Source organism: Arthrobacter sp. H5, assembly GCF_000520595.1.
Taxonomy (GTDB): Bacteria; Actinomycetota; Actinomycetes; order Actinomycetales; family Micrococcaceae; genus Arthrobacter_D.
Map to the genome: position 1 here is coordinate 38016 of NZ_KI914993.1, position 20674 is coordinate 58689.

Annotated in this window: 19 protein-coding genes and 2 pseudogenes; 17 read left to right on the forward strand and 4 right to left on the reverse strand. The window is 59.4% G+C overall.

Annotated features, from left to right (window positions below; genetic code table 11):
* Nucleotides 1-610 (forward strand): annotated as a pseudogene (locus tag Y708_RS29120) (hypothetical protein); the annotation flags it as partial.
* Nucleotides 611-862: 252 nt separating this feature from the next.
* On the forward strand, nucleotides 863-2212 hold the full coding sequence (gene nhaA / locus Y708_RS0110425; RefSeq protein WP_028279893.1) for a Na+/H+ antiporter NhaA: 1350 nt from the start codon (nucleotides 863-865) through the stop codon (nucleotides 2210-2212).
* A gap of 37 nt (nucleotides 2213-2249) precedes the next feature.
* Here the strand turns inward: nhaA and Y708_RS0110430 are convergent, their stop codons facing one another.
* A complete protein-coding gene (locus Y708_RS0110430) occupies nucleotides 2250-3773 on the reverse strand; it encodes a SulP family inorganic anion transporter (RefSeq protein ID WP_028279894.1) in 1524 nt (507 codons plus the stop codon).
* Between the two features lie 200 nt (nucleotides 3774-3973).
* Between Y708_RS0110430 and Y708_RS0110435 the strand changes: the two genes are divergently transcribed.
* The 3 genes from Y708_RS0110435 to Y708_RS0110445 all read left to right on the forward strand — a co-directional run bounded on the left by Y708_RS0110435 (nucleotide 3974) and on the right by Y708_RS0110445 (nucleotide 6438).
* Nucleotides 3974-4366, forward strand: coding sequence for a MerR family transcriptional regulator (locus Y708_RS0110435; RefSeq protein WP_028279895.1), 393 nt, complete (start codon nucleotides 3974-3976; stop codon nucleotides 4364-4366).
* An 82-nt stretch (nucleotides 4367-4448) separates the two neighbouring features.
* Complete coding sequence (locus tag Y708_RS0110440; RefSeq protein WP_028279896.1) at nucleotides 4449-5126, forward strand: response regulator transcription factor; 678 nt, start codon at nucleotides 4449-4451, stop codon at nucleotides 5124-5126.
* Nucleotides 5119-6438 carry a sensor histidine kinase gene (locus tag Y708_RS0110445; RefSeq protein WP_028279897.1) on the forward strand — a complete coding sequence of 440 codons (1320 nt, stop codon included), beginning with the start codon at nucleotides 5119-5121 and terminating at the stop codon, nucleotides 6436-6438. The genes Y708_RS0110440 and Y708_RS0110445 overlap by 8 nt, the downstream gene beginning before the upstream one ends.
* Before the next feature lie 683 nt (nucleotides 6439-7121).
* Here Y708_RS0110445 and Y708_RS0110450 read toward each other — a convergent pair.
* From Y708_RS0110450 to sigK, 3 genes are read right to left on the reverse strand one after another with little or no spacing between them, the layout of a single operon-like run.
* A complete protein-coding gene (locus Y708_RS0110450; RefSeq protein WP_028279898.1) occupies nucleotides 7122-7796 on the reverse strand; it encodes a nucleoside/nucleotide kinase family protein in 675 nt (224 codons plus the stop codon).
* Nucleotides 7797-7818: 22 nt separating this feature from the next.
* Nucleotides 7819-8088: a hypothetical protein gene (locus Y708_RS0110455; RefSeq protein WP_028279899.1), complete on the reverse strand. Its 270-nt coding sequence runs from the start codon at nucleotides 8086-8088 to the stop codon at nucleotides 7819-7821.
* Between the two features lie 3 nt (nucleotides 8089-8091).
* A complete protein-coding gene (gene sigK, locus Y708_RS24255) occupies nucleotides 8092-8703 on the reverse strand; it encodes an ECF RNA polymerase sigma factor SigK (RefSeq protein ID WP_051478890.1) in 612 nt (203 codons plus the stop codon).
* A gap of 273 nt (nucleotides 8704-8976) precedes the next feature.
* Between sigK and Y708_RS0110465 the strand changes: the two genes are divergently transcribed.
* The 12 genes and pseudogenes from Y708_RS0110465 (at nucleotide 8977) to Y708_RS0110520 (ending at nucleotide 20579) form a co-directional block, all read left to right on the forward strand.
* On the forward strand, nucleotides 8977-9534 hold the full coding sequence (locus Y708_RS0110465; RefSeq protein ID WP_028279900.1) for a PepSY domain-containing protein: 558 nt from the start codon (nucleotides 8977-8979) through the stop codon (nucleotides 9532-9534).
* On the forward strand, nucleotides 9524-9748 hold the full coding sequence (locus Y708_RS0110470; RefSeq protein WP_028279901.1) for a hypothetical protein: 225 nt from the start codon (nucleotides 9524-9526) through the stop codon (nucleotides 9746-9748). The genes Y708_RS0110465 and Y708_RS0110470 overlap by 11 nt, the downstream gene beginning before the upstream one ends.
* Nucleotides 9749-9824: 76 nt before the next feature.
* Nucleotides 9825-10399, forward strand: a pseudogene (locus Y708_RS24260) (DedA family protein).
* A 109-nt stretch (nucleotides 10400-10508) separates the two neighbouring features.
* Nucleotides 10509-10730, forward strand: a complete 222-nt coding sequence (locus tag Y708_RS0110480) for a type II toxin-antitoxin system RelB family antitoxin (RefSeq protein WP_028279902.1) — start codon at nucleotides 10509-10511, stop codon at nucleotides 10728-10730.
* An 80-nt stretch (nucleotides 10731-10810) separates the two neighbouring features.
* A complete protein-coding gene (locus Y708_RS28350; RefSeq protein WP_081746688.1) occupies nucleotides 10811-10993 on the forward strand; it encodes a type II toxin-antitoxin system RelE family toxin in 183 nt (60 codons plus the stop codon).
* Nucleotides 10994-11164: 171 nt separating this feature from the next.
* Nucleotides 11165-12361: a glycosyltransferase family 4 protein gene (locus Y708_RS0110490; protein ID WP_253905768.1), complete on the forward strand. Its 1197-nt coding sequence runs from the start codon at nucleotides 11165-11167 to the stop codon at nucleotides 12359-12361.
* Entirely contained in the window at nucleotides 12358-14151 is a 1794-nt protein-coding gene (locus Y708_RS24265; protein WP_035775956.1) for a glycosyltransferase family 4 protein, read from the forward strand. The genes Y708_RS0110490 and Y708_RS24265 overlap by 4 nt, the downstream gene beginning before the upstream one ends.
* Nucleotides 14151-15044: an ABC transporter permease gene (locus Y708_RS0110500; RefSeq protein WP_028279905.1), complete on the forward strand. Its 894-nt coding sequence runs from the start codon at nucleotides 14151-14153 to the stop codon at nucleotides 15042-15044. The genes Y708_RS24265 and Y708_RS0110500 overlap by 1 nt, the downstream gene beginning before the upstream one ends.
* Nucleotides 15045-15195: 151 nt before the next feature.
* Nucleotides 15196-15921, forward strand: coding sequence for an ABC transporter ATP-binding protein (locus tag Y708_RS0110505; RefSeq protein ID WP_253905769.1), 726 nt, complete (start codon nucleotides 15196-15198; stop codon nucleotides 15919-15921).
* Nucleotides 15918-17837: a glycosyltransferase family protein gene (locus Y708_RS0110510; RefSeq protein ID WP_028279907.1), complete on the forward strand. Its 1920-nt coding sequence runs from the start codon at nucleotides 15918-15920 to the stop codon at nucleotides 17835-17837. The genes Y708_RS0110505 and Y708_RS0110510 overlap by 4 nt, the downstream gene beginning before the upstream one ends.
* Nucleotides 17838-17848: 11 nt before the next feature.
* Nucleotides 17849-19123, forward strand: a complete 1275-nt coding sequence (gene wecC / locus Y708_RS24270; protein WP_035775957.1) for a UDP-N-acetyl-D-mannosamine dehydrogenase — start codon at nucleotides 17849-17851, stop codon at nucleotides 19121-19123.
* Between the two features lie 7 nt (nucleotides 19124-19130).
* A complete protein-coding gene (locus tag Y708_RS0110520; RefSeq protein WP_155853811.1) occupies nucleotides 19131-20579 on the forward strand; it encodes a glycosyltransferase family protein in 1449 nt (482 codons plus the stop codon).
* Nucleotides 20580-20674: the final 95 nt, after the last annotated feature.

Sequence of the window (20674 nt, forward strand, 5' to 3'; positions counted from 1 at the left end):
CCCGCCGCCGTCGTCGAACCCACCGGCTGATCCGACGCCGTCGTCGGAGCCCACACCGGAACCTACAACTGAGCCGGCGCCGCCACCCCCACCTGCTGAAGAGCAGCCCGCTCCGGCACCACCGCCGCAGCAGGCACCGGCCCCCGCCGTCGACCCGGCCACCGGCTTCACCATCGACCCGGCCACGGACTTTTTGATCCATCCGCCAACCGGCTTCCTGATCGAACCGGGGACCGGAAGCCTCATTGACCCTGTGACGCGGTTCTACACGGACTTCCGCTGGGACCCGGTCACCGGCGAGGTCACCGATCTGACCGAGCCAACCGAGGAACCCACCGAAGAGCCAACCACCACCGCCCCGACGACGGCGGCGCCGCCCACCACCGCGCCGACCACGACGGCGCCCACCACCACGGCGCCGCCCACCACCGCTGCTCCGAGTCCGCGCCCAACAGAGTCTGCCGCGCCCGCGCCGGACACGGACCCCAGCTCGGCCACGGAGCAGGTGTCCATCGGAGAGCATCCGGTGACCCGGATTGTTGTGATCCTGGTGCTGGTCGGGCTCGGAATTCTCTACTACAGCAAGCTTCGCGGCGGCCTCAAGGGTTAGCGGCGGCGACCAACTGTTGGGGCGGACCCAATCCTGCAGGTTCTAACGCCCAAGCCGCGTGTCGCAACGCAACACGCCGAAGATTGGCTGTTTCGCCCAGAAGGACCTGCAGGATCTGGTCCGCAGCAGCCCAGCAAGGAAGCGATGCGGGTCAGCGATTTGCGGGTACCTTGGGTAGAGTAAGGACAGGTGAGCCGGGAAGTCTGGTCGGCAGGTTCAATTGACGACCCACAATCCAGCAGGAGCACGCTCATGGCCAATAAATCACCTGACCACGCACCGAAGCCTGGTGTCCTAGGCCGCGGCACCTATTCGGAAGTACTCCGGGTGGGCGAGATCCTCCGCAAGGAAACCGTCGGCGGGATTTTGCTTGTGATCGCCGCAGCTGCTGCGTTGATCTGGGCCAATTCCCCGGCGTCGGAGAGCTATTTTGCTCTGCGGGATTTCCGGATCGGCTATGAGCCATGGCATCTGGAGCTCAGTTTGGGTTCCTGGGCGGCCGATGGTCTGCTGGCGGTCTTTTTCTTCCTGGTCGGGTTGGAACTTAAACGCGAGTTTGTTGCCGGTGATCTGCGAAGCTTCAACAAGGCAGTGGTTCCGGTGGCGGCAGCCTTCGGCGGCGTCGCGGTGCCGGCCCTCATCTACACGGGGGTAAACATTTTCAGTCCTGAAACGCTGCAGGGCTGGGCCATTCCCACTGCCACGGACATAGCGTTTGCGGTGGCCGTCCTGGCTATCGTGGGTTCACACCTTCCCAGTGCCCTCAGGATCTTCCTGCTTACACTTGCGGTAGTGGATGATCTGCTGGCCATTTCGATCATTGCCGTCTTCTACTCGGATGCGATAGACCCAATCCCGTTGCTGCTTGCTCTCATTCCGCTGGCCGTGTACACAGTTCTTGCGCAGAAGTACCGGCGGTTCTTTGGGCTCAAACCCGCTGCGGCCTGGTTCATCCTGCTTCCGTTGGGCTTTCTGGTCTGGGCGTTGGTTCACGCCGGGGGGATCCACGCTACCGTGGCGGGTGTCCTGCTCGGATTCGCTGTTCCTGTGATCCGCAGCCGTGCGAGCGGGGGTCCGAACGCCGGCCCAGGGTTGGCTGAACTGTTCGAACACCGTTTCCGCCCTCTCTCGGCCGGGTTTGCGGTTCCTGTCTTCGCGTTTTTCTCGGCCGGCGTGGCCGTGGGCGGATTGGAGGGGTTCATCTCAGCGGTGAGCGACCCCGTAGCGCTGGGCATCATCCTGGGCCTGGTGGTCGGCAAACCCATCGGTATTGTGGGGACAACCTGGCTGCTGACGAAGGTGACCCGGGTAAACCTTGATCCCACACTGAAATGGGTGGACCTCATTGGTGTGGCACTGCTGGCAGGCATCGGCTTCACAGTGTCCTTGCTAATCGCGGATCTAAGCTTCGCCGGAGACGGAACTACCAATGATCACGCCAAAGTGGGCATCCTCACCGCTTCCATCGCTGCAGCCCTGCTCGCCGCGATCATTCTGCGGGCTCGCAATAAGCGTTACCGCGTCATTGAAGCGGAAGAGCGGGTTGACGCGGACGACGACGGCGTCCCGGACGTCTATCAGCAGCCGGACGCCGGGCGCTAGGGTAGCGGCACTTCGCCTTCCGTGGCGGCCGCCGGGCTCAGTGCCCTGCTCCGAGTTTCCCGCCGAGCCGTTCGCGCATGAGGATGCTGGCGTTGTTGAGTCCGGCCACGTCGACGGTGATTCCGTGGTGGTGGTACTTCTCGGTGATGGCGTCGAGGGAGGCGATGGTGGAGGCATCCCACAGGTGGGATTCGCTCATGTCAATGATCACTTTTGCCGGGTCGAGGGCGTACTCGAACTGGGTGAAGAGATCATTTGATGAGGCGAAGAAGAGCTCGCCGGTGACCCTGTACGTGGCGACCTGTTCACCGTCCAGCTCCTGAACTGTGCGGTCCACCGTCACGAAATGCGCCACGCGGCGGGCGAAGAGCACCATCGCCACCAGAACGCCGACCCCGACGCCGATGGCCAGGTTGTGGGTGGCGACAACAACGATGACGGTGGAGACCATAACAATCGTTTCGCTCTTGGGCATGATGCGCAGGGTTGAAGGTTTGATACTGTGCCAGTCGAAGGTGGCTACGGAGACGAAGATCATCACGGCGACCAGTGCCGCCATGGGGATGACCGCCACAATGTCGCCGAGGACTACAACGAGGATCAGCAGGAAAACTCCGGCCGTGAAGGTGGAGATACGCGTGCGGGCGCCCGAGCCCTTGACGTTGATCAAGGTCTGGCCGATCATTGCGCAGCCGCCCATCCCGCCGAAGAACCCGGTGATGATATTGGCGGCTCCCTGGCCCCAGGACTCGCGGGTCTTGTTGGAGCGGGTGTCGGTGACGTCATCCACCAGTTTGGCCGTCATCAACGATTCCAACAGTCCAACAAACGCCATTGCCAGCGCAAACGGAGCGATGACCTGGAAGGTCTCAAGGGTGAGGGGGACGTGGGGAAGGAACAGGGATGGCAGGCTGTCCGGCAGGTCACCTTTGTCGCCCACCGTGGGTACGGTCACGGCGGCGACCACGGTGATCAGGGTCAGGGCGACAATGGCCACCAACGGTGCCGGAACCGATTTGGTCAGTTTCGGCAGGCCAAACACAATGACGAGGCCTAGACCCGCCAACGGGTACACGAGCCAGGGAACACCGAGCAGTTCCGGGACCTGGGACATAAAGATCAGGATCGCGAGCGCGTTGACGAATCCCACCATGACCGAGCGCGGGATGAAGCGCATCAGCTTCGCCACACCGGCTAGGCCCAGGGCAACCTGGAAGATTCCGGCCAGGATCACCGCGGCAACAAAATAGTCCACGCCATGGCTGGCCACCAACGGGGCAATCACCAACGCAATGGCGCCCGTTGCTGCACTGATCATGGCCGGGCGTCCACCCAGGAACGCAATCGAAACAGCCATAGTGAAGGAGGCGAACAGTCCAATGCGTGGATCCACCCCGGCAATAATGGAGAAGGCGATTGCCTCCGGAATCAGCGCAAGAGCCACCACTAGGCCCGCCAGTACTTCCGTTTTGAGGCGCCGCGGGGACATGAGGGTTCCCCGCACCGACTGAAGCTGCTCAGGGGTGAGCGGCTGTTCGGTTCCAGTGGTCTTTAAAGCCATGATGGCTCCGTTCACTCTAAGAAGGCCGGCAACGGCCTCCGATTACGTAAAATGCTGTGGGCGCGGCTTCGCGCAGAAGGCCTTCGCGGCATGGAAAGCGGGATGCGGCGGACAGAAGGACATCGCCGGCACCCCGTACAATATAAAACTCTACCCTAACGTGAGGGTAGAGTTGCAATCGGAGCGGAAACGGTGAACTTATGACCAGTGAGCAGGGATCAGCAACAGCCCAACGGACCATGCACATCGGCGAGCTCGCCGATCAGACAGGTCTGTCACTGCGGACCATCCGCCATTACGACGAAACCGGACTGCTGCCGGCATCCACCAGAACCGACGGAGGGTTCCGCGTCTACACGGACGCCGACCTTGCACGGCTCCTAGTCATCCGGTCAATGAAGCCGCTGGGATTCTCACTTGAGCAAATGGCCGAACTCCTTGACGCTGTAGACCGCCTGGACGGTGGAAGCGAGGAGCCGTCCGACAGGCGGCAGCTGGCCAGCTACATCAGCCAGGCAGAGGACAAACGGGACAAACTGGCGCGGAATCTCAAACAGGCCGACCAATTCATCAGGGAATTGAAGACCAAGTAGAACGGCTCGGACGTAACCCGTCTAGACCACACGAGCGGACGCCGGTTACGCTTGACCCCTTCCGGAAGGTGTGGTCAGACTCATGCGTGTGCTGGTGGTCGAGGACGAGGCGGGGCTGGCCCGCGGTCTCCGCCGGGGGCTGGAAGCCGAGGGATTCGCCGTCGACGTCGCCGTGACCGAGACCGACGGTCTGTGGCTGGCCCGTGAGAGCCAGTACGCAGCCGTCCTGCTGGACATCATGCTGCCCGGGATGGACGGGTACACCGTCTGCAGGACCCTCCGCGAGGAGAAGAACTGGGTGCCAATCCTCATGCTCACGGCGAAGGACAGCATTGGCGATCAGGTGGATGGGCTGGATACAGGTGCCGATGACTATCTCACCAAGCCATTCTCCTTCGAAGTTCTGCTCGCGCGGCTGAGGGCTATCATCCGTCGCGGCACCAGTGAGCGGCCCACCGTCCTGGAAGCCGTTGATATCCGGGTGGATCCTGCGTCTCGGCGGGTATGGCGCGGCGATGATCTCATTGAGGTGACCGCCCGGGAATTCGCCGTCCTGGAATATCTCATCCGGCACGCCGGTCAGGTGGTATCCAAACGGGAGGTCCTTAACAACGTGTGGGATTTCGACTTTGAGGGTGATCCCAACATTGTGGAGGTGTATGTCCGGCACTTGCGGAACAAACTGGACAGGCCGTTTGGCCGGGCTGCGATAGAAACGCTCCGGGGCGCGGGCTACCGGTTGGCGGCGGGCGGTGGCTAGGACGCCGTCCATCCGCACTAGGATCACCCTTGCCGCGGCGGTGATCGCCGGCGTCGCACTGGTTATTGGCGCTGTCGCTTTCGCTGCGCTGCTGCGCGGTGCCTTGTTTGCTGAGGTGTCCGCGTCGGTCGAGGCGGACCTGGAAGTCCTCGAGGCCCAGCTCGACAACGGACAGGACCTGCCGGAATGGGATGATGAACGGTTTTATCAGGTGGTCGGGTCCTCGGGCGACGTTCAGCTGACCAGTGACAGCGGGCCCGAGGACCCGCTTGACGTTGCGGAGTCGGAGCAGGCGCAGACCATCCGGATTCCGGGCGAGGGGAATTTCCTGGTGCTGGCGGACGGGGTTGACGACGATTCCGTACTGATTGTGGGCCATCCGTTGGAGGACGTCGATGATGCGCTGCGGACGGTCGGCACGCTGCTGGCGGTTTCGGTCCCGTTGCTCATTGTGTTGATCACGGCGTCCACCTGGATTGTGGTGGGACGCGCGCTCGCTCCCGTGGAGAGGATGCGCCGGGAGGTTGATGAGGTCACGGCGAAGAACCTGGACCGGCGGCTGGCGGGGGAGGAGCGGCCGGACGAGATCGGCAGGCTGGCCCACACCATGAACCGGATGCTGGACCGGCTGGAGCAATCCCAGCATTCGCAGCGCCGGTTCATCTCCGACGCATCGCACGAGTTGAAGTCCCCGCTCGCGTCGCTGCGGCAGTATGCGGAGGTAGCGCGCGCCCATCCAGACCGCGTCAGCGCCGATGATCTTTCAGGAGCGGTGCTTGACGAGGGCGGCCGGCTTGAGCGGCTGGTCCAGGGAATGCTGGTGCTTGCCCGTGCGGATGAACAGCTGCTGAGGGCGGGCGGCAGCGAGGTTGACCTCGATGATCTGGTGCTGGCTGAGGCACGGCGACTGCGCCAGTCCTCCGGGCTGGAGGTTGATGCCTCGGGCGTGGGGGCGGCGCGCATACTGGGCGACCGCGGACTGCTGGGTCAGGTGGTGCGCAATCTGGTGGACAACGCGGTGCAGCATGCGGACCAGCGGGTTGCACTGTCGCTGGGTGTGATGGACGGCATCGCGTTGTTTGCCGTGGACGACGACGGCGTGGGCATCCCGGGCGCGGACCGCACCAGGGTGTTTGAGCGGTTCACCCGGCTGGATGAGGCCCGGGCGCGGAACACGGGCGGCAGCGGGCTGGGACTGGCGATTGTGGGAGAGATTGTGCGGGCGCACGGCGGTGCGGTGGCGATTACGGACAGCCGCCTGGGCGGTGCGCGCCTGGAAGTGCGTCTGCCGGCCCCGTCCTTCGAGGGGTGAATGGTGGGCCGTGGGGGGTGTCAATCCAGGGCTAGTAGCGCTACCAGAGCTGCCTCGACCGCGCGCATCTCCCCGCCATTCAACCGGCCAGCGAACTCTCCCAGCCGGGACTCTGGGTCGACTACCGTCAATTGCTCAACCAATACCCTGGTCTTTGTGCCGTTGATCTCTATTTCGGGACGAAAAGAGGCCTCCCGCCTCCCGGTGGATGTCGGCGCTACTAACCAGGTTGACAGCGGGCGTCGTCAGATTGCACTACAACTGCGAACCGTTCGCCGCCTTGTTTGTGCCCGCGAGGGTTCTTGGGTGCCTTTATGCGGTAGAGGTCACCACGCACGGATTACGTCCATCTCATGTGCGAGATCCCGGGAGGCCCTGACGTCCTCAGGATCGTTTCGAAGTGACTCGGTCTCGGCCCGAAGGTGTGCCCGTCGGTGCGTTCGCTCGGCCTCCAGGATCGCGCTCCGAGCGGCTTCAGCAGCCAGGCACCTGAGGTGCAGACCGTAGGCCGATTCTGGCACCAATGAAGATCAGCGACTATCAACTTGCCAAGTCGATTGGCGTTCCGCAGACCCGGATCAGCGCCATTACCCACGGCAAGCGCCGTATCTCTGGCCAAGGATCGTCTCGGTCCGGCGCTGGCCGCCATTCATCCCATCGCTCCATGAAGGAGCGTCGGTTCGCTACGCTGCGCCCAAGTGCTCCAGTTCCACAACCAGGTCCGCACGGTGTCTCGTTGACCGGATGATGCGTGCATTCTCCTCATCAACACGCTGAACCCATTCTCTTGCGGCGGTTGGACTCTTGCCAAACATCACGTGCCGCTGAATCAGCCGTTCAAGTCGGACCCGATCGTCCTGCACGCAATACCAGACTTCAGTGCATTGCTCCCGGACCTTCCGCCAGCCCGGCTTATCAAGGAGGAGATAATTGCCCTCGGTAAGAATGGTGCCCGCACTGGGAAAGACGGGCACAACTCCGGCGATGGGTTGTTCGATTGCCCGCTCGAAACCGGGAGCGTACACCACTGATTCCCGGGGAGTTTTGAGCCGCTGCAGGGTTGCGGCGTATCCGTATACATCGAAGGTCTCGGGTGCGCCCTTGCGATCAAGCAGGCCGATACGGCTCAGTTCCTGATCGGACAGATGGAAGCCGTCCAGCGGAACGTGTGCATGTTGTTGCCGTTCAGGGTTCGTCTCCGTGCCGTTGAGCCGGCCCATCAATTGTTCGACGAGCGTGGTCTTACCTGCTCCGGGCGTGCCCACGATCCCTATGATGACGGTGCCGGGCTGGGCATCCTGAAGAGCGGCAATCCTCTCGAGGAGACAGCTCAAGGTAATCGAATCCGCAGAGCTCATACCGCAAGCATCTCGCGCCCTGTCATGGATGCGGCCTGCGCGCCAGGTCCAGTTGGTTGTCCAGGTCCTCCAGGTCGCGCACCGCTGCGCAGAGCAGCAACTGCGCGTCATCCGATCGGTGGAACGCCGGAGCAGCAACTGAAGTGGCTCTTTCACACGCGGCACGTGCAGTGAGAACGGTGCGCACCAGCTGGGAGCGTGCTGATTCCAAGTCGGCGAGGCGCTGTTCCGGATTCTTGGTCAGGGTGCGCTCGCCGGGGCTTTGTTCCCAGCTCTCGACAAGGGGCCTCACCGGCTACGCCCCGTCAAGGCAGGTCCGTAGCTGTTTCAGCCCGTTTCTGATCCTGGTCTTAACTGTGGGCAGCGGCGCGGATAGATGTTCGGCGACTTCGCGGTAGGTCAGGCCGTTGTAGTAGGCGAGGCTGATTGCTTCGCGTTGAACGGGGGAGAGGGTGGCCAGGCATTTGATGACGGTCTGCGCTTCGAGCCTGGCGGCCACGGTTTCGGCCACGACATCGTAGTCGCTGCTCTGCTGTTCCGCGCTCCATCGTGCTTCCCGGGTGGAACCCGCCTGTTCTGAACGGACTTTATCCACGGCCCGTCGGTGGGTGATGGTCATCAGCCACGCCATAGGACTGCCAGCGGCCGGGTTGTATTTTGGGGCGTCCTGCCAAACTGTGAGGTAGATGTCCTGCGTTGTATCCTTGCTGATTTCGACGTCAACAATAGTCCTGCGCGCGTGACCGTAGACCCGTTGCGATGTCAGTTTGTAGAACTCTGTGAACGACTCCCTGTCTCCTTGGCCGATACGGAGAAGGAGTTTGGTTAGTCTCTCCCGAGCATCCGGTGCGGGAAGCGGATTCTCCTGGCCTGCAGTATTGAGGCTCGCGCGGCCTTGTCTTTTCATGACGGATTGCCTTTGTTATTAGCACGCCGTGCGGTCAGACGGTAACTAAATGAATAGCGAGGATCGGTAACCGAGGCCGTCCTAAGACCAAGATACCGCAAGACATCGCTGAACTGGCGAGGTTTGCCTGCTGGTGGCGGACGATTCGGTACAGCGCGACGTGTTGTTCGCGGTCGCGAACAAAGTGGACGGACGGCCTCGCGGAGTTGCAGGATTTCAGCGTCCCTTCAGCAACCCTGGAGCAGACTGGCTGCAACGAGGAAGGAGATCATTGTGAAGAAGAAAACAGCATGGATCGCAGTCGGGGCTGCAGCGGCCGCCTTGGCTGTTGGAGGCGCTTCGGTTGCGGTTGCCGGCGACGAGCCGTCTGGTGACGATCAACATCTGCAGGGCAAGGACCTGCGCCAGGCCAGCGACGCCGCCCTGGCGGAGGTGGGGCCCGGCACTGTTACCAAGGCCGAGACCAGCGACGACAGCAATTCAGCGTACGAGGTGGATGTGAGGCTGGACAACGGCACCGCCTACGACATCAACCTTAACGAATCTTTCGGGGTTGTCCGGGTGGAAACCGAGGACGACGACGACGGCGGCGACCGGGATGACGGCGATGACAACCCCGCGCAGCCGTTGACCGAGGCAGAACGCACCGGAACTTCGGAGGCAGCCCTAGCAGAGGTCGGTGCGGGCACCGTGGCCAAGGTGGAACGGGACGACGACGGCAATTCAACTTTCGAGGTGGAGATCATCCTGGATGACGGCGCTGAAGTCGATGTTGAGCTTGGCCCGGAGTTCCAGATCCTCGAAGTTGATGCACCGGAGTATGACGACTAACAGTCGGCCGGCTGCGGCGGGTGTCAAGTGCCTGCCCAACCGGCTCCCCGGCATGGAAGGGACGTACGGCCAGCAATGGTTTGTGGACGTTCCTGAGGAGGATCCCTTGGTACGCATCGTGATGATTTCGCCGGGCATGAGACTGACAGGGACATTCCGCCCGATATCGGACGGCCGCTTCACCGACACCTTCACCATTGCAAATGGCCGTTAGCGCCGCCGGCCTCCTGGCGCAGGGTGGGCGGAGCCCGGGCGGGCAATCCGGGCTGACCGGCCTCATCACTGATGTCATGGTGTCACTCGGTGAGATTGGAGTGGGTGCGCTGACACTGCTGGAAACGGTGTTTCCTCCGATTCCCAGCGAAATTGTGCTCCCGCTTGCGGGCTTTCTTGCCCAGCAGGGCCGCATGAATCTGATCCTTGTTCTCATCCTGTCGACGGTAGGCAGCTGGCTGGGCGCGCTGCTGCTGTATTGGCTTGGCCGGAAGCTGGGGGAGCAGCGGCTGGTGCGGGGTATGTCAAAGCTGCCGCTGCTGGACCGGGAGGATTTCGAACGGGCAGCGCGCTGGTTTCACCGGCACGGGCGCTCCGCCGTCTTCTTCGGCCGCCTGATCCCGGGTGTCCGGAGCCTGATTTCCCTTCCGGCCGGCGCCGCCCACATGCCGTTCATCACGTTCAGTGTGTTCACGATCGCCGGGAGTCTGGTGTGGAACTGCCTGCTGGTGGGCCTCGGATATTTCCTGGGCACCCAGTACCAGTTGGTGGATCAGTATTCGCAATATTTGACATTGCCATTTACGTCGCTGCCGCTGCGGTGATCGCCTGGTTGATTATCCGGCGGGTGCGCAGCAGGCGGTCGGGGTAACGGGCAAGAGCCAATACCGGACACACTATTAGTCGTCAGCTTATGAATCCGAGGGCCGGACTGATAGACCCAGTGTAAACTTGTCTTATTCTCTGGAAAGGGCCTCATGATGACCATCTCCATTCGCCTGACGCCTGAGGAAGAGGAGCGTCTCGATAGGCTTGCGCAGCGCTCTGGTCGCTCGAAGAGTTTCTACGTGCGAACGGCGCTTCACGAGTACCTCGCCGATCTAGAAGACGCTTACGCGGTAGATTCAGCCATTGATGCATTCGAGGCGGGTGGCAAGCGCAGTCGGCCTCTCGCTGAGTTGAGGGCTGAGACGGACCGGTGACCGGACGATGGCAGATTTCGACTACAGCAGAGTTCGATCGCTAGTACAAGAAATTGGACCGGGCGGTTCATCGGCGGGTGATGGCGTACCTCGAAGAGGTCGAATCACTTGATGATCCTAGACAACGCGGCAAGGGTCTGACGGCCAAGCACGCTGGTGCGTGGCGATATCGCGTCGGTGGCTATCGCGTCCTTGTGCAAATCACCGAAACCACGCTCGAGGTCCTGGCCCTCAGGGTCGGACATCGCCGAGACGTGTATTAGGTGCGGAGGAAAGCCAAAACGCGTCTTAACGGATGAGAATCGCATTGAGTTCCGGCCTCACGGCGCGGTTCTGTGCCGAATATGCGGAGGTATCCGGTACAAGCCGTTAGACTCGCAGGTGATCGCACACTAAATCTGCACGGACTTCACCTTGGGGGTGAAAGCTTGCGCGTGTTGCTGCTGACGCATTCCTATGCGCCTGAGCACAGCCCACCACAGCGTCGGTGGACGCAACTGATCCGTTCCTTCCGGTCTGCCGGCTGGGACGTCGATGTGGTGACCCCGATTGCGCATGCCCCACACGGCCGCCGGACCTTGACACGCGGGGAGGCCGGCCGCCCGTTCATGCGCTCCACGGGCGAGTTCGGCGAGCGGATCCGCCGTGTACCTTTTCTGTGGCACCGCAACACCCGCATTGGCCGGCTGATCAATCATTTGTTCTCAGCCGCGTGCAGCATTCCCGCGGCTGCGATGAGTGCAAGGCCCGACGTCGTTATTGTCACTGTGCCCAGCCTCCCCATTCTGGGCGCCGGCTACGTTGCTGCCCGCATGCTGAAGCGCCCGCTGGTGGTCGATATGCGGGACGCCTGGCCGGACATCGCCCGGGACGCGCGGTTGGTGCAGGGCAGCGCGAAGAGCGTTGTTGAGCGCGCCATTATGGCCATTCAGGAGCGCGCCGATCTGGTGGTGACCGTGACTCACGGTTTTGCGCGCACCCTCCGGGACCGTGGGCTGACGAATGTCGCGACGGTGACCAACGGCGTCGACCTGGCCCGCCTGACCAAGCTCGATCCGCCGCCGCTGAAGCGGGACCGCCTGGAAGTGCTCTACTTGGGCAACCACGGCGAGAGCCAGCGCCTTGACGTGGCGATCCGGGCAGCGGCCCTGGTGGGGGATCGGATGCGGCTCACGATGGTGGGGCACGGGGTAATGCGTCCGGACCTCATTCAGCTGGCAGGACGTCTTCACGCGCCGGTCGAATTTCACGCTCCGGTGCACGGTCCGGAAATCATGGACTTCTACGGCAGTGCGGACAGTTGCATCGTGTCCCTGCGGGATGACTGGAAGTCCTTCGAGACCACCATCCCCTCCAAGACGTACGAGGTGCTGTCCATCGGACGCCACGTCACCGGCATAGTCCGCGGCGAGGCTCGCGCCATCCTTGAGGAGGCCGAAGCCGGCCATGTTGTCGCAGCCGATCCGGAGAAGCTGGCGCGTTTATGGGAGTGGCTGGCCGATGACCGGGTACAACTGCAGGTCAACGGTCACGGCCGGCTGTGGGTCAGGAACAACGCCAACGTTGAGGCGCTAGGGCAGCAGTACATAGATCTTCTTGCCGAAGTGGCCGGCGGTGGACCGCACCGGTGAGGCTTTTGCGCAACCTGAGGCTGACCGCTGCAACTGTGTTTGAACATCTGGGCGATGACCCGGTGCTTCTAATACTCCAAATTTCGCGTAGGCTCCCTCAAACGTATGTCGGCAATGCGGCGGCGGTAGCCGCAAAGATCGTTCCAGGCCCAGTAGTAGCGGCATTGGCGGCCCATCTGCAAGGCTTCCCCATCCCCACCGGTGATCGACATCCCGGTGATCGACCAAGGTCGCTTGCGACCGCGTGGAGATCCGGCACCCCCGGTGATCGACCAAGGTCGCTTGCGACCGCGTGGAGATCCGGCAACCAGTCCGCCCGCCTGGCCGACATCGCGCTCGCGGCAGGCGACACAATTCAGGCCGACGCGCTCTTGGAACACGCGGGCGCCGCACCCGCTACGAGGGCACGACGCCGCTGGTACGACGGCGACATGACGGGTGCCGTCGCTGAGCTCAGGTCCGCGGGTCTCACCGCCCGAGCCAACAGGGTCGAGAGCGAGCTGCGGGTATTCGAGGGCTGGACGCCGCAGCTCGCGAGGGCGGACGGCTATGAGCCGCGGGAAAATACGGTCCTGCACGTGCTGACCAATTCCCTGCCGCACACGGGGAGCGGCTATGCGCAGAGGTCGCATTCGATCTTGAAGGCCCAGCACAAGCTCGGCTGGACCGTTCATGCCGCCACCCGGCTCGGGTATCCGGTGCAGGTGGGCAAGCTGTTGGCGGACGACGTCGATGTGCTGGACGGCGTCACCTATCACCGGCTCATCCCGGACCGCATGATGAGCGGCTTCGATGAGCGGCTTCAACAGCAGGCAAGTGAGCTTCTTGCACTGGCCTTCCGGCTCCGGCCGTCCGTCCTGCACACCACTACGCACTTCGTGAACGGCCTGGTGGTGCGCAAGGTTGCCCGGGCCTTGGGGATCCCGTGGGTCTACGAAGTACGGGGCCAACTGGCCGATACCTGGGCATCCACCCGCAACGATGCCGCGAAATCCAGCGAACGCTATAAACTTTTCTCTGAACGGGAGGCCGATGCAACCGAGAGTGCGGCTCTGGTAGTGACGTTGGGCGAGGCCATGAAACAGCAGATTCTGAGGGCAGGGGATGCCCGCGGGGATGTTTTGCTGTGCCCAAACGCGGTGGGGGATGAGTTCCTGGATGAACCGATGGACTCCCGGGCAGCACGAAACCTGCTGGGACTGTCTGCCAACGGAGTCTTCATCGGCACGGTAAGCAGCATGGTGGAGTACGAAGGGCTGGACAACCTGCTCCGGGCCTTTGCGTTGCTGGCGCTCGATCATTCCAGCCTTCACTGTCTGATGGTCGGTGGCGGCAGCGCTGCCCCGGCTCTGATGCGGCTGGCGCGGGAGTTGGGTATCGAGGGGCGTGTTACGTTCACCGGACGGGTGCCTCGCGAGCAGGCACACCTCTACCATCAGGCGCTGGACATCTTTGTGGTGCCGCGCAAAGACCTGGATGTAACCCGGACGGTCACCCCGTTGAAACCGGTGGAAGCCATGGCATGCGCCCGACCTGTTGTGGCTAGTGATCTACCCGCCCTGCGCGAGATAGTTGAGGATGGATTGACCGGAACATTGGTTGCACCCGGGAGCGTTGAGGCGCTTGCGTCCGCTGTGGCGGGCCTAATTGACGACGACGGCGCCCGGCTTACCCCTGCAGCTGTTTCAATGGGCGCGACTGGGCGCCGGAAAGTTATGGTTGAGCGGACTTGGACAAGAAGCGCCGAGGCTGTTCTGGGCGCCTATGCGGGTCTGGGACACGCTTTCTGATGGCTAAAGCTGTCCCGCCGGCGCTGCCGGAACCGGCCCAGATAAGGTCATTTCCAGTCGACACTCGCGGACTGATTCGCGTCGGGGCGAGACCCGGATTTCTCGACTATCTGGTTCAGTTGTGGGACCATCGGGAGTTCATTTTTTACGACGCCAAAGCCCGGGTTCAGAGCGGCAACCGCCGTGACCGGCTGGGAAGCGCCTGGCTAATCCTCAATCCGGTGTTCAACGGGCTGACGTTTTACCTCATCTTTGGCTTGCTGCTGCAGACCGGACGAGGCATTGCGAACTTCATAGGGTACCTAATCATTGGCGTGTTCATCTTTCAGCTGAGTTCCCGAGCAATCACAAATGGGGCTCGCTCTATCCAAAGCAATCGGGCAGTAATTCAAGCCTTCAACTTCCCAAGGGCAGCTTTGCCTATTGCTGTTAATATTCGGGAACTATTGGCCGGAGTGCCGGTGATCTTAGCCATGCTGGTGCTGATCCTGCTGTTCCCTCCCGGCGAGGAGATCACAGGGTTGTGGCTGTTTGTCGTTCCGGCTCTACTGCTGCAGATGGTGTTCAACCTTGGAGTTGGTTTAGTGCTTGCGCGCGTCATCTCCACGATCAACGATGTCACCCACCTGTTGAGTTTTGCCTTACGGGTCTGGATGTATAGCTCAGCGGTGTTCTTCTCATTCGATAATCTCATCGTGAACGAAACCGTACTTGCAATCGTCAAATTGAACCCTCTGTATCTGGTCTTGGATATAATGCGCGACTCTGTCCTGTATGCGATGGTGCCGGAATGGCAGTCGTGGGCTGTGCTCACCGTATGGGCACTTGGCGCTGTTATCTTGGGATTCATTTTCTTCTGGAAGGCGGAGGAATCCTATGGCCGTGAGCAGTGACTTGACCGAGGGACTGCCGCGGAAGCAGGCGACTGTAGTAATCGACCGCGTAAGCATGACGTATCGGGTGCATTCCACAGAGGTCAGGGCCACCGCGGGCCGGACCGGAATCCTTGGACGAATGAGACGATCTATTGGCGAGTCACCGATAGTGTCGGTCTATGCGCTCAACGAGATGTCTTTAGTGGTTGAACGTGGCGAGTCCGTCGGTATCGTAGGGCGAAATGGTTCCGGCAAGAGCACATTGATGCGGCTGATCAGCGGGCAAAGTAATCCGACCACCGGCGCGGTCTATGCATCGAGCATTCCCATCATGTTGGGAGTGAATGCCGCTTTAGTCCCGGAGCTGTCCGGAGATCACAATATCGTCCTCGGCTGCCTAGCCATGGGTCTGACGAGGAACCAGATAGGCGAGCGGTTTGACTCGATAGTTGACCTGTCCGGATTGGATAAGTCCATTCACCTGCCAATGAAATCTTATTCGGCAGGTATGTCCTCCAGATTGCGTTTTGCAATCGCAGCCAGCATCGACCCCGAGATCCTGCTTATTGATGAGGCGCTAAACACGGGCGACGCACAGTTTCGGGACCGCAGCAAGCGCAGGATGGATGAGTTACGGTTGCAAGCTGGATCCGTTTTCTTGGTGAGCCACAGTCTTGAGACAATCACTGAGATGTGCACGCGCGTGATCTGGCTGGATCAAGGGGACCTGCTCATGGACGGCAACCCGGCAGAAGTGACCGGTGCATATGCGGGGTTCGCTAGGCACCTTTCCAAAGGAAACAACCAAACTGCATCTAAAATGCGGTTGGAGGCCCGTCAGAAGTTGATCGCTACCCAGGTGCTAGAACGCACGCCAGGCCGGAGAAGCGCATGAGCCCCACGCCGGCACTTATCTCCAATCTTCGCCGGAGCATCTGGCACTTGCGCAAAGGCGGATTGCGCCAGCTTCGCGTATTTAGCACGCGACGACAGGCTGAACTCGGAATGCGTCGACTGGAGAATGTCCACGGCGCTCAGGGGGGCTGGGCGAGGCGCGGACGAAACAGAACGCTACAGTTCACTCCAGCCAAGCCGGTCGCAAGGGAACCCCGGCGCACGGATCTCACAGTTGCGGTGATACTCGACGACTTTTCCACGTTGGCGTTCCAGTATGAGTGGAATACTATTGCTTTGACCCGTCACTCGTGGATGGAACAGTTGCAAGAAAACGCAGTTGATTTTCTATTCGTAGAGTCTGCGTGGTCGGGTAATCAAGCACAGTGGAAATATCAGCTGACTGGAACATCGGGCCCGAAGCAAGACTTTCTCGACCTGATGGCTTGGTGTAATCAGCATGCCATTCCAACAGTGTTGTGGAACAAGGAAGACCCGCCTCATTACAATGACTTTCTTCCCGCGGCGCGAAAGTTTGACGTAGTTTTTACGAGCGATTCCAACAAAATCGTGGACTACATAGAAGCACTGGGCCATGAACGGGTCTACGCACTCCCTTTTGCGGCACAACCGGCCATCCACAATCCAGTCCGGCCGCGTTTCGGTTTCCGGGAGCGGGACATCGCGTTCGCTGGAATGTACTTTGCGAACAAGTATCCCGAACGCCGCGAGCAGCTGGACATTGTATTAGGCGGTGCTCTGGACGTTAATTCCCGAATGGAGACTGGTTTGGAAATCTTTTCCCGCCAGTTGGGGGGTGAAGAACGCTATCAGTTTCCGGATCAGTACAACGGGCATGTGGTCGGATCGCTGAGCTACGAACAGATGCTCACTGCGTACAAAGCGTATAAGGTTTTCCTGAACGTGAATTCGGTCGTCGACTCGCCGAGCATGTGTGCGCGGCGAATTTTCGAAATCACTGCCGCGGGCGGGTCGGTCCTGAGCACGCCCAGCGAAGCCATTCGGAATTTTTTCACCGGAGACGAGCTTGTCTGCGTCAGCGAACGCGAGGAGGCGAGTCACATGGCGCTTGCCCTCATTCGCAACTCGGAGCTGGCCGACCGGCTAGTTCACAAGGCACAGAGAACGATATGGTCGCACCACACCTACGCGCACCGTGCGGAGACGGTCGTGGGGTCGGTCCTTGGGCATCGCGCACAGCCGGTTGCTAAACCAGCCATCTCCGCCTTGGTTTCAACTATTCGACCCCACCAGTTGGAGCATGTGTTCCGGACATTCGGATCACAGATGGACGTCGAGGCGGAGCTCGTTCTGCTTACGCATGGGTTTACCCCCAAACGTACGACCATTGATACTCTTGCTGAGCAGTTCGGTGTAGGCAACTTCGTCCTGCTTACGGCGGATCGCGAGGTCAGCCTCGGTGAGTGTCTCAATAGATGTGTAGCGGTGGCTGGCGGGCAAGTCGTCACGAAAATGGATGACGACGATTTCTATGGTCCTAATTATCTTTCAGACCAGTTGCACGCACTGAATTATTCCGGCGCAACCATAGTGGGTAAGCAGGCGCACTATATGTATCTTGAATCCAAAGATGCAACGATGCTGCGTTTCGCACACAGGGAGCATCGGTTTACCAGAATGGTCATGGGGCCTACGCTAATGGGCGATCGCAGCGTTTTTACTCAATATCCGTTCAAAGCTGTGATGACGGGCGAAGACACACGCTTTCTGCAGACCGTTAGTGCGGCGGGCGGATCTGTCTACTCATCGGATCGATTTAACTATTTCCAGTACAGAAAAGATAGTGGTCACACCTGGGATGTCGAGACAGAGAAGTTACTGGCATCTGCAGATGTAAAGTTCTTCGGACTACCTAGGGTTCATGTATCAATATAGGGGTTAAATCAGTGAATTCAATCGGATCAGTTGCTGTAATCGGCCTCGGTTATATCGGACTTCCCACTGCTGCAATATTGGCAACCAATGGAATTAGGGTGGTGGGTGTCGACATTAATCGATCCACCGTTGAGGCAGTTAATCGTGGGGAGGTTCCTTTTGCCGAACCTGATCTTAGCGTTTACGTCACAGGGGCGGTGGGTCAAGGGAATCTCTCGGCCTCCACTGAAACTCCGGAATCGAGAGCCTATATTGTTGCCGTGCCAACCCCGTTCAAATTGGATAAGAGCCCAGATCTCTCCTATATCGATGCAGCGGCGCGAGGGATAGCTCCAAAATTAAAAGGTGGAGAGTTAATTATCCTGGAATCGACGTCGCCTCCGGGAGCAACTCAGCACTTGGGAGAATACCTGGTTGAGCTTCGTCCTGACCTTAGTTTGACGGGGGACAATGGAAGGGCCCGCCTACACCTCGCTCATTGTCCGGAACGCGTCCTTCCCGGCCGAGTGATGATCGAGCTTGTGACAAACGACCGGATTGTCGGTGGGATAACGTCGGAGGCGGCACTGCTCGCGAAAGAGTTGTATGAAGTATTTTGTCAGGGCGAGATTCATATCACCGACGCTGCCACTGCGGAAATGGCAAAACTTGTCGAAAACTCGTATCGAGACGTGAACATAGCATTTGCAAATGAACTATCAATGATATGTGATCAACTAGACTTAAACGTTTGGGAACTAATACGGTTAGCGAATCACCATCCTCGAGTAGAGATTCTCCGACCGGGTCCGGGAGTGGGCGGGCACTGCATTGCCGTAGATCCTTGGTTCATCGTGGATGCTGCACCTGAAAAGTCGATACTTATTCGCGCTGCCCGTGAGGTAAATGATGCGAAACCAAAGCACGTTGTACAGAAAACTCTCGACTGCGTCAAACACGAAAAAGTTGAGTCGATTACGATATTTGGACTCACATTCAAGCCGGACATTGACGACTTGCGAGAGTCCCCCGCGTTGGAAATAGCTTACGAGATCGCTCGGGCGGTCCACTCTCTGCCAATCACAATAGTAGAACCACATATCGAGGCACTTCCGGAGCAGCTTCGCGGGTACGCCAACTTGAGTCTAATGAAAAAATATGTTCCAGCAGAGAGCGATCTTGCTCTATTTCTTGTGAAGCACACTCAGTTTCAGGAAATGTTAAAGGATGAAGTCCAATGGGCTGAAACTATCGACGCATGCGGTCTTTTTGCTAACACTACCCCTCTCAAGAATAGTCGGGGTTGATTAGGGGGTGAGTGCTAAATCAAAATTGGCTATTTTTAGTGTCTTCACCACACTAGCAATCTGTGTGCCTCTTTTGTTTATTCATGCTATTTCTCGAGATCTATTTGAAATTTTCTCAGTTGCTTTGATTATTTGCATACTCGCGGTGATATTGTATTATCTATTCAGACTTCGAGGTGCGCTCGGTCGAAAAATCGGGGATACTATTGCTCTGGTTAGGGCTGATGAATCCCGACACGATTACAAAATCAATCTTCGAATATCTGCGTTGGAAAGCAAACTGGATCTCTTAATCCGAATTGCTGAGGGCCTGGACTTTGGCGCAAATCCATTAGTCCCACCGTCAAGTATCACATTCTCGACGAGAATGAACGGTAGCGAAGTTCAACGCGTGCTGTTTGTGACTAGCAACGGTGCGGGCATGGGACACCTAACTCGATGTTTGGCGATAGCGATGAAAGGAAAGCCGAGATTTCAGTCGGCGTTCCTGTCGCTGGCGAAGCAGTCCGATGTGGTCAAAAAGGCTGGGTTCGACGTACTCACTCCAATGGGCAAGGACGAGCTAGGCGTTGACTGGCAGGAGTGGCATCATTATTTTTCTAAGATTGTGGATTCGGCCCTCAGGCATAATAGTGTGGATACGGTGGTGTTTGATGGAACTTGGGTGTATCGGGGAATTACGCAAGCCTGCCGTCGACATGGCGTGGAGTTGATTTGGCTGCGGCGCGGGCTTTGGAAGGGAGGTCGAGACTGTTCTCAATTAGCCTCACCTATGAGCCATGTGGACAAGATAATTGAACCTGCGGACGTGGGTCACGATATCGACAATTTGGGCCCCATGTTGAATGTATACGAGCGGAACGTTCCGATGATGGTTTCGCCTATTACAATAGGTGATAGTTCGGTATTGGCTAGTAGGAACGAATTATTGCGCGAGCTTGATCTTGATCCTGCGTTCTCCTACGTTCTCATCCAGTTGGGTGCTGGGACAATCAACGATATCAAAGACATTCGTCAGCGCGCGATCGAGACAGTTACAGGTCTCGGCAAGCAATGGCGCGCTGTCGTGGCTTTCTCACCGCTGTCTTCGCCATCGCTACAACATCCGCCTGGAGCAGTCTCAATCCGGGTGTATCCGCTGGCGCGATTTCTAAAGGTATTTGAATTCGGAGTATTTGCGGCTGGTTATAATTCCATCCACGAAGCACTCGTCCACAGATTGCCCTGTGTCTTGGTTCCAAATTACCAGACCAGTACCGATGACCAAGTTCGCCGAGCGCAGGGTATGAATCAAAAAGGGCTTGGATTGATGGCGGCTGACGTTACCGAGTTGGAACGAGCGATTCACGCTTTGTCCGATTTGGAAACAAGAGACTTGATAAAGATGCGTCTGAGCGAGTTGAAGATTGGCGACGGTGCGGCAGAGGCAATAGACATCATCGCTATGTCTCGGTAGGTCCCGTAACTGGGCTCAAGGCCTCTCTGTATTGAGGTATTGACAAATTTCTGGCGCGCATCGGATATCAGACTGGCTCGAAGGGAACTGCCCTC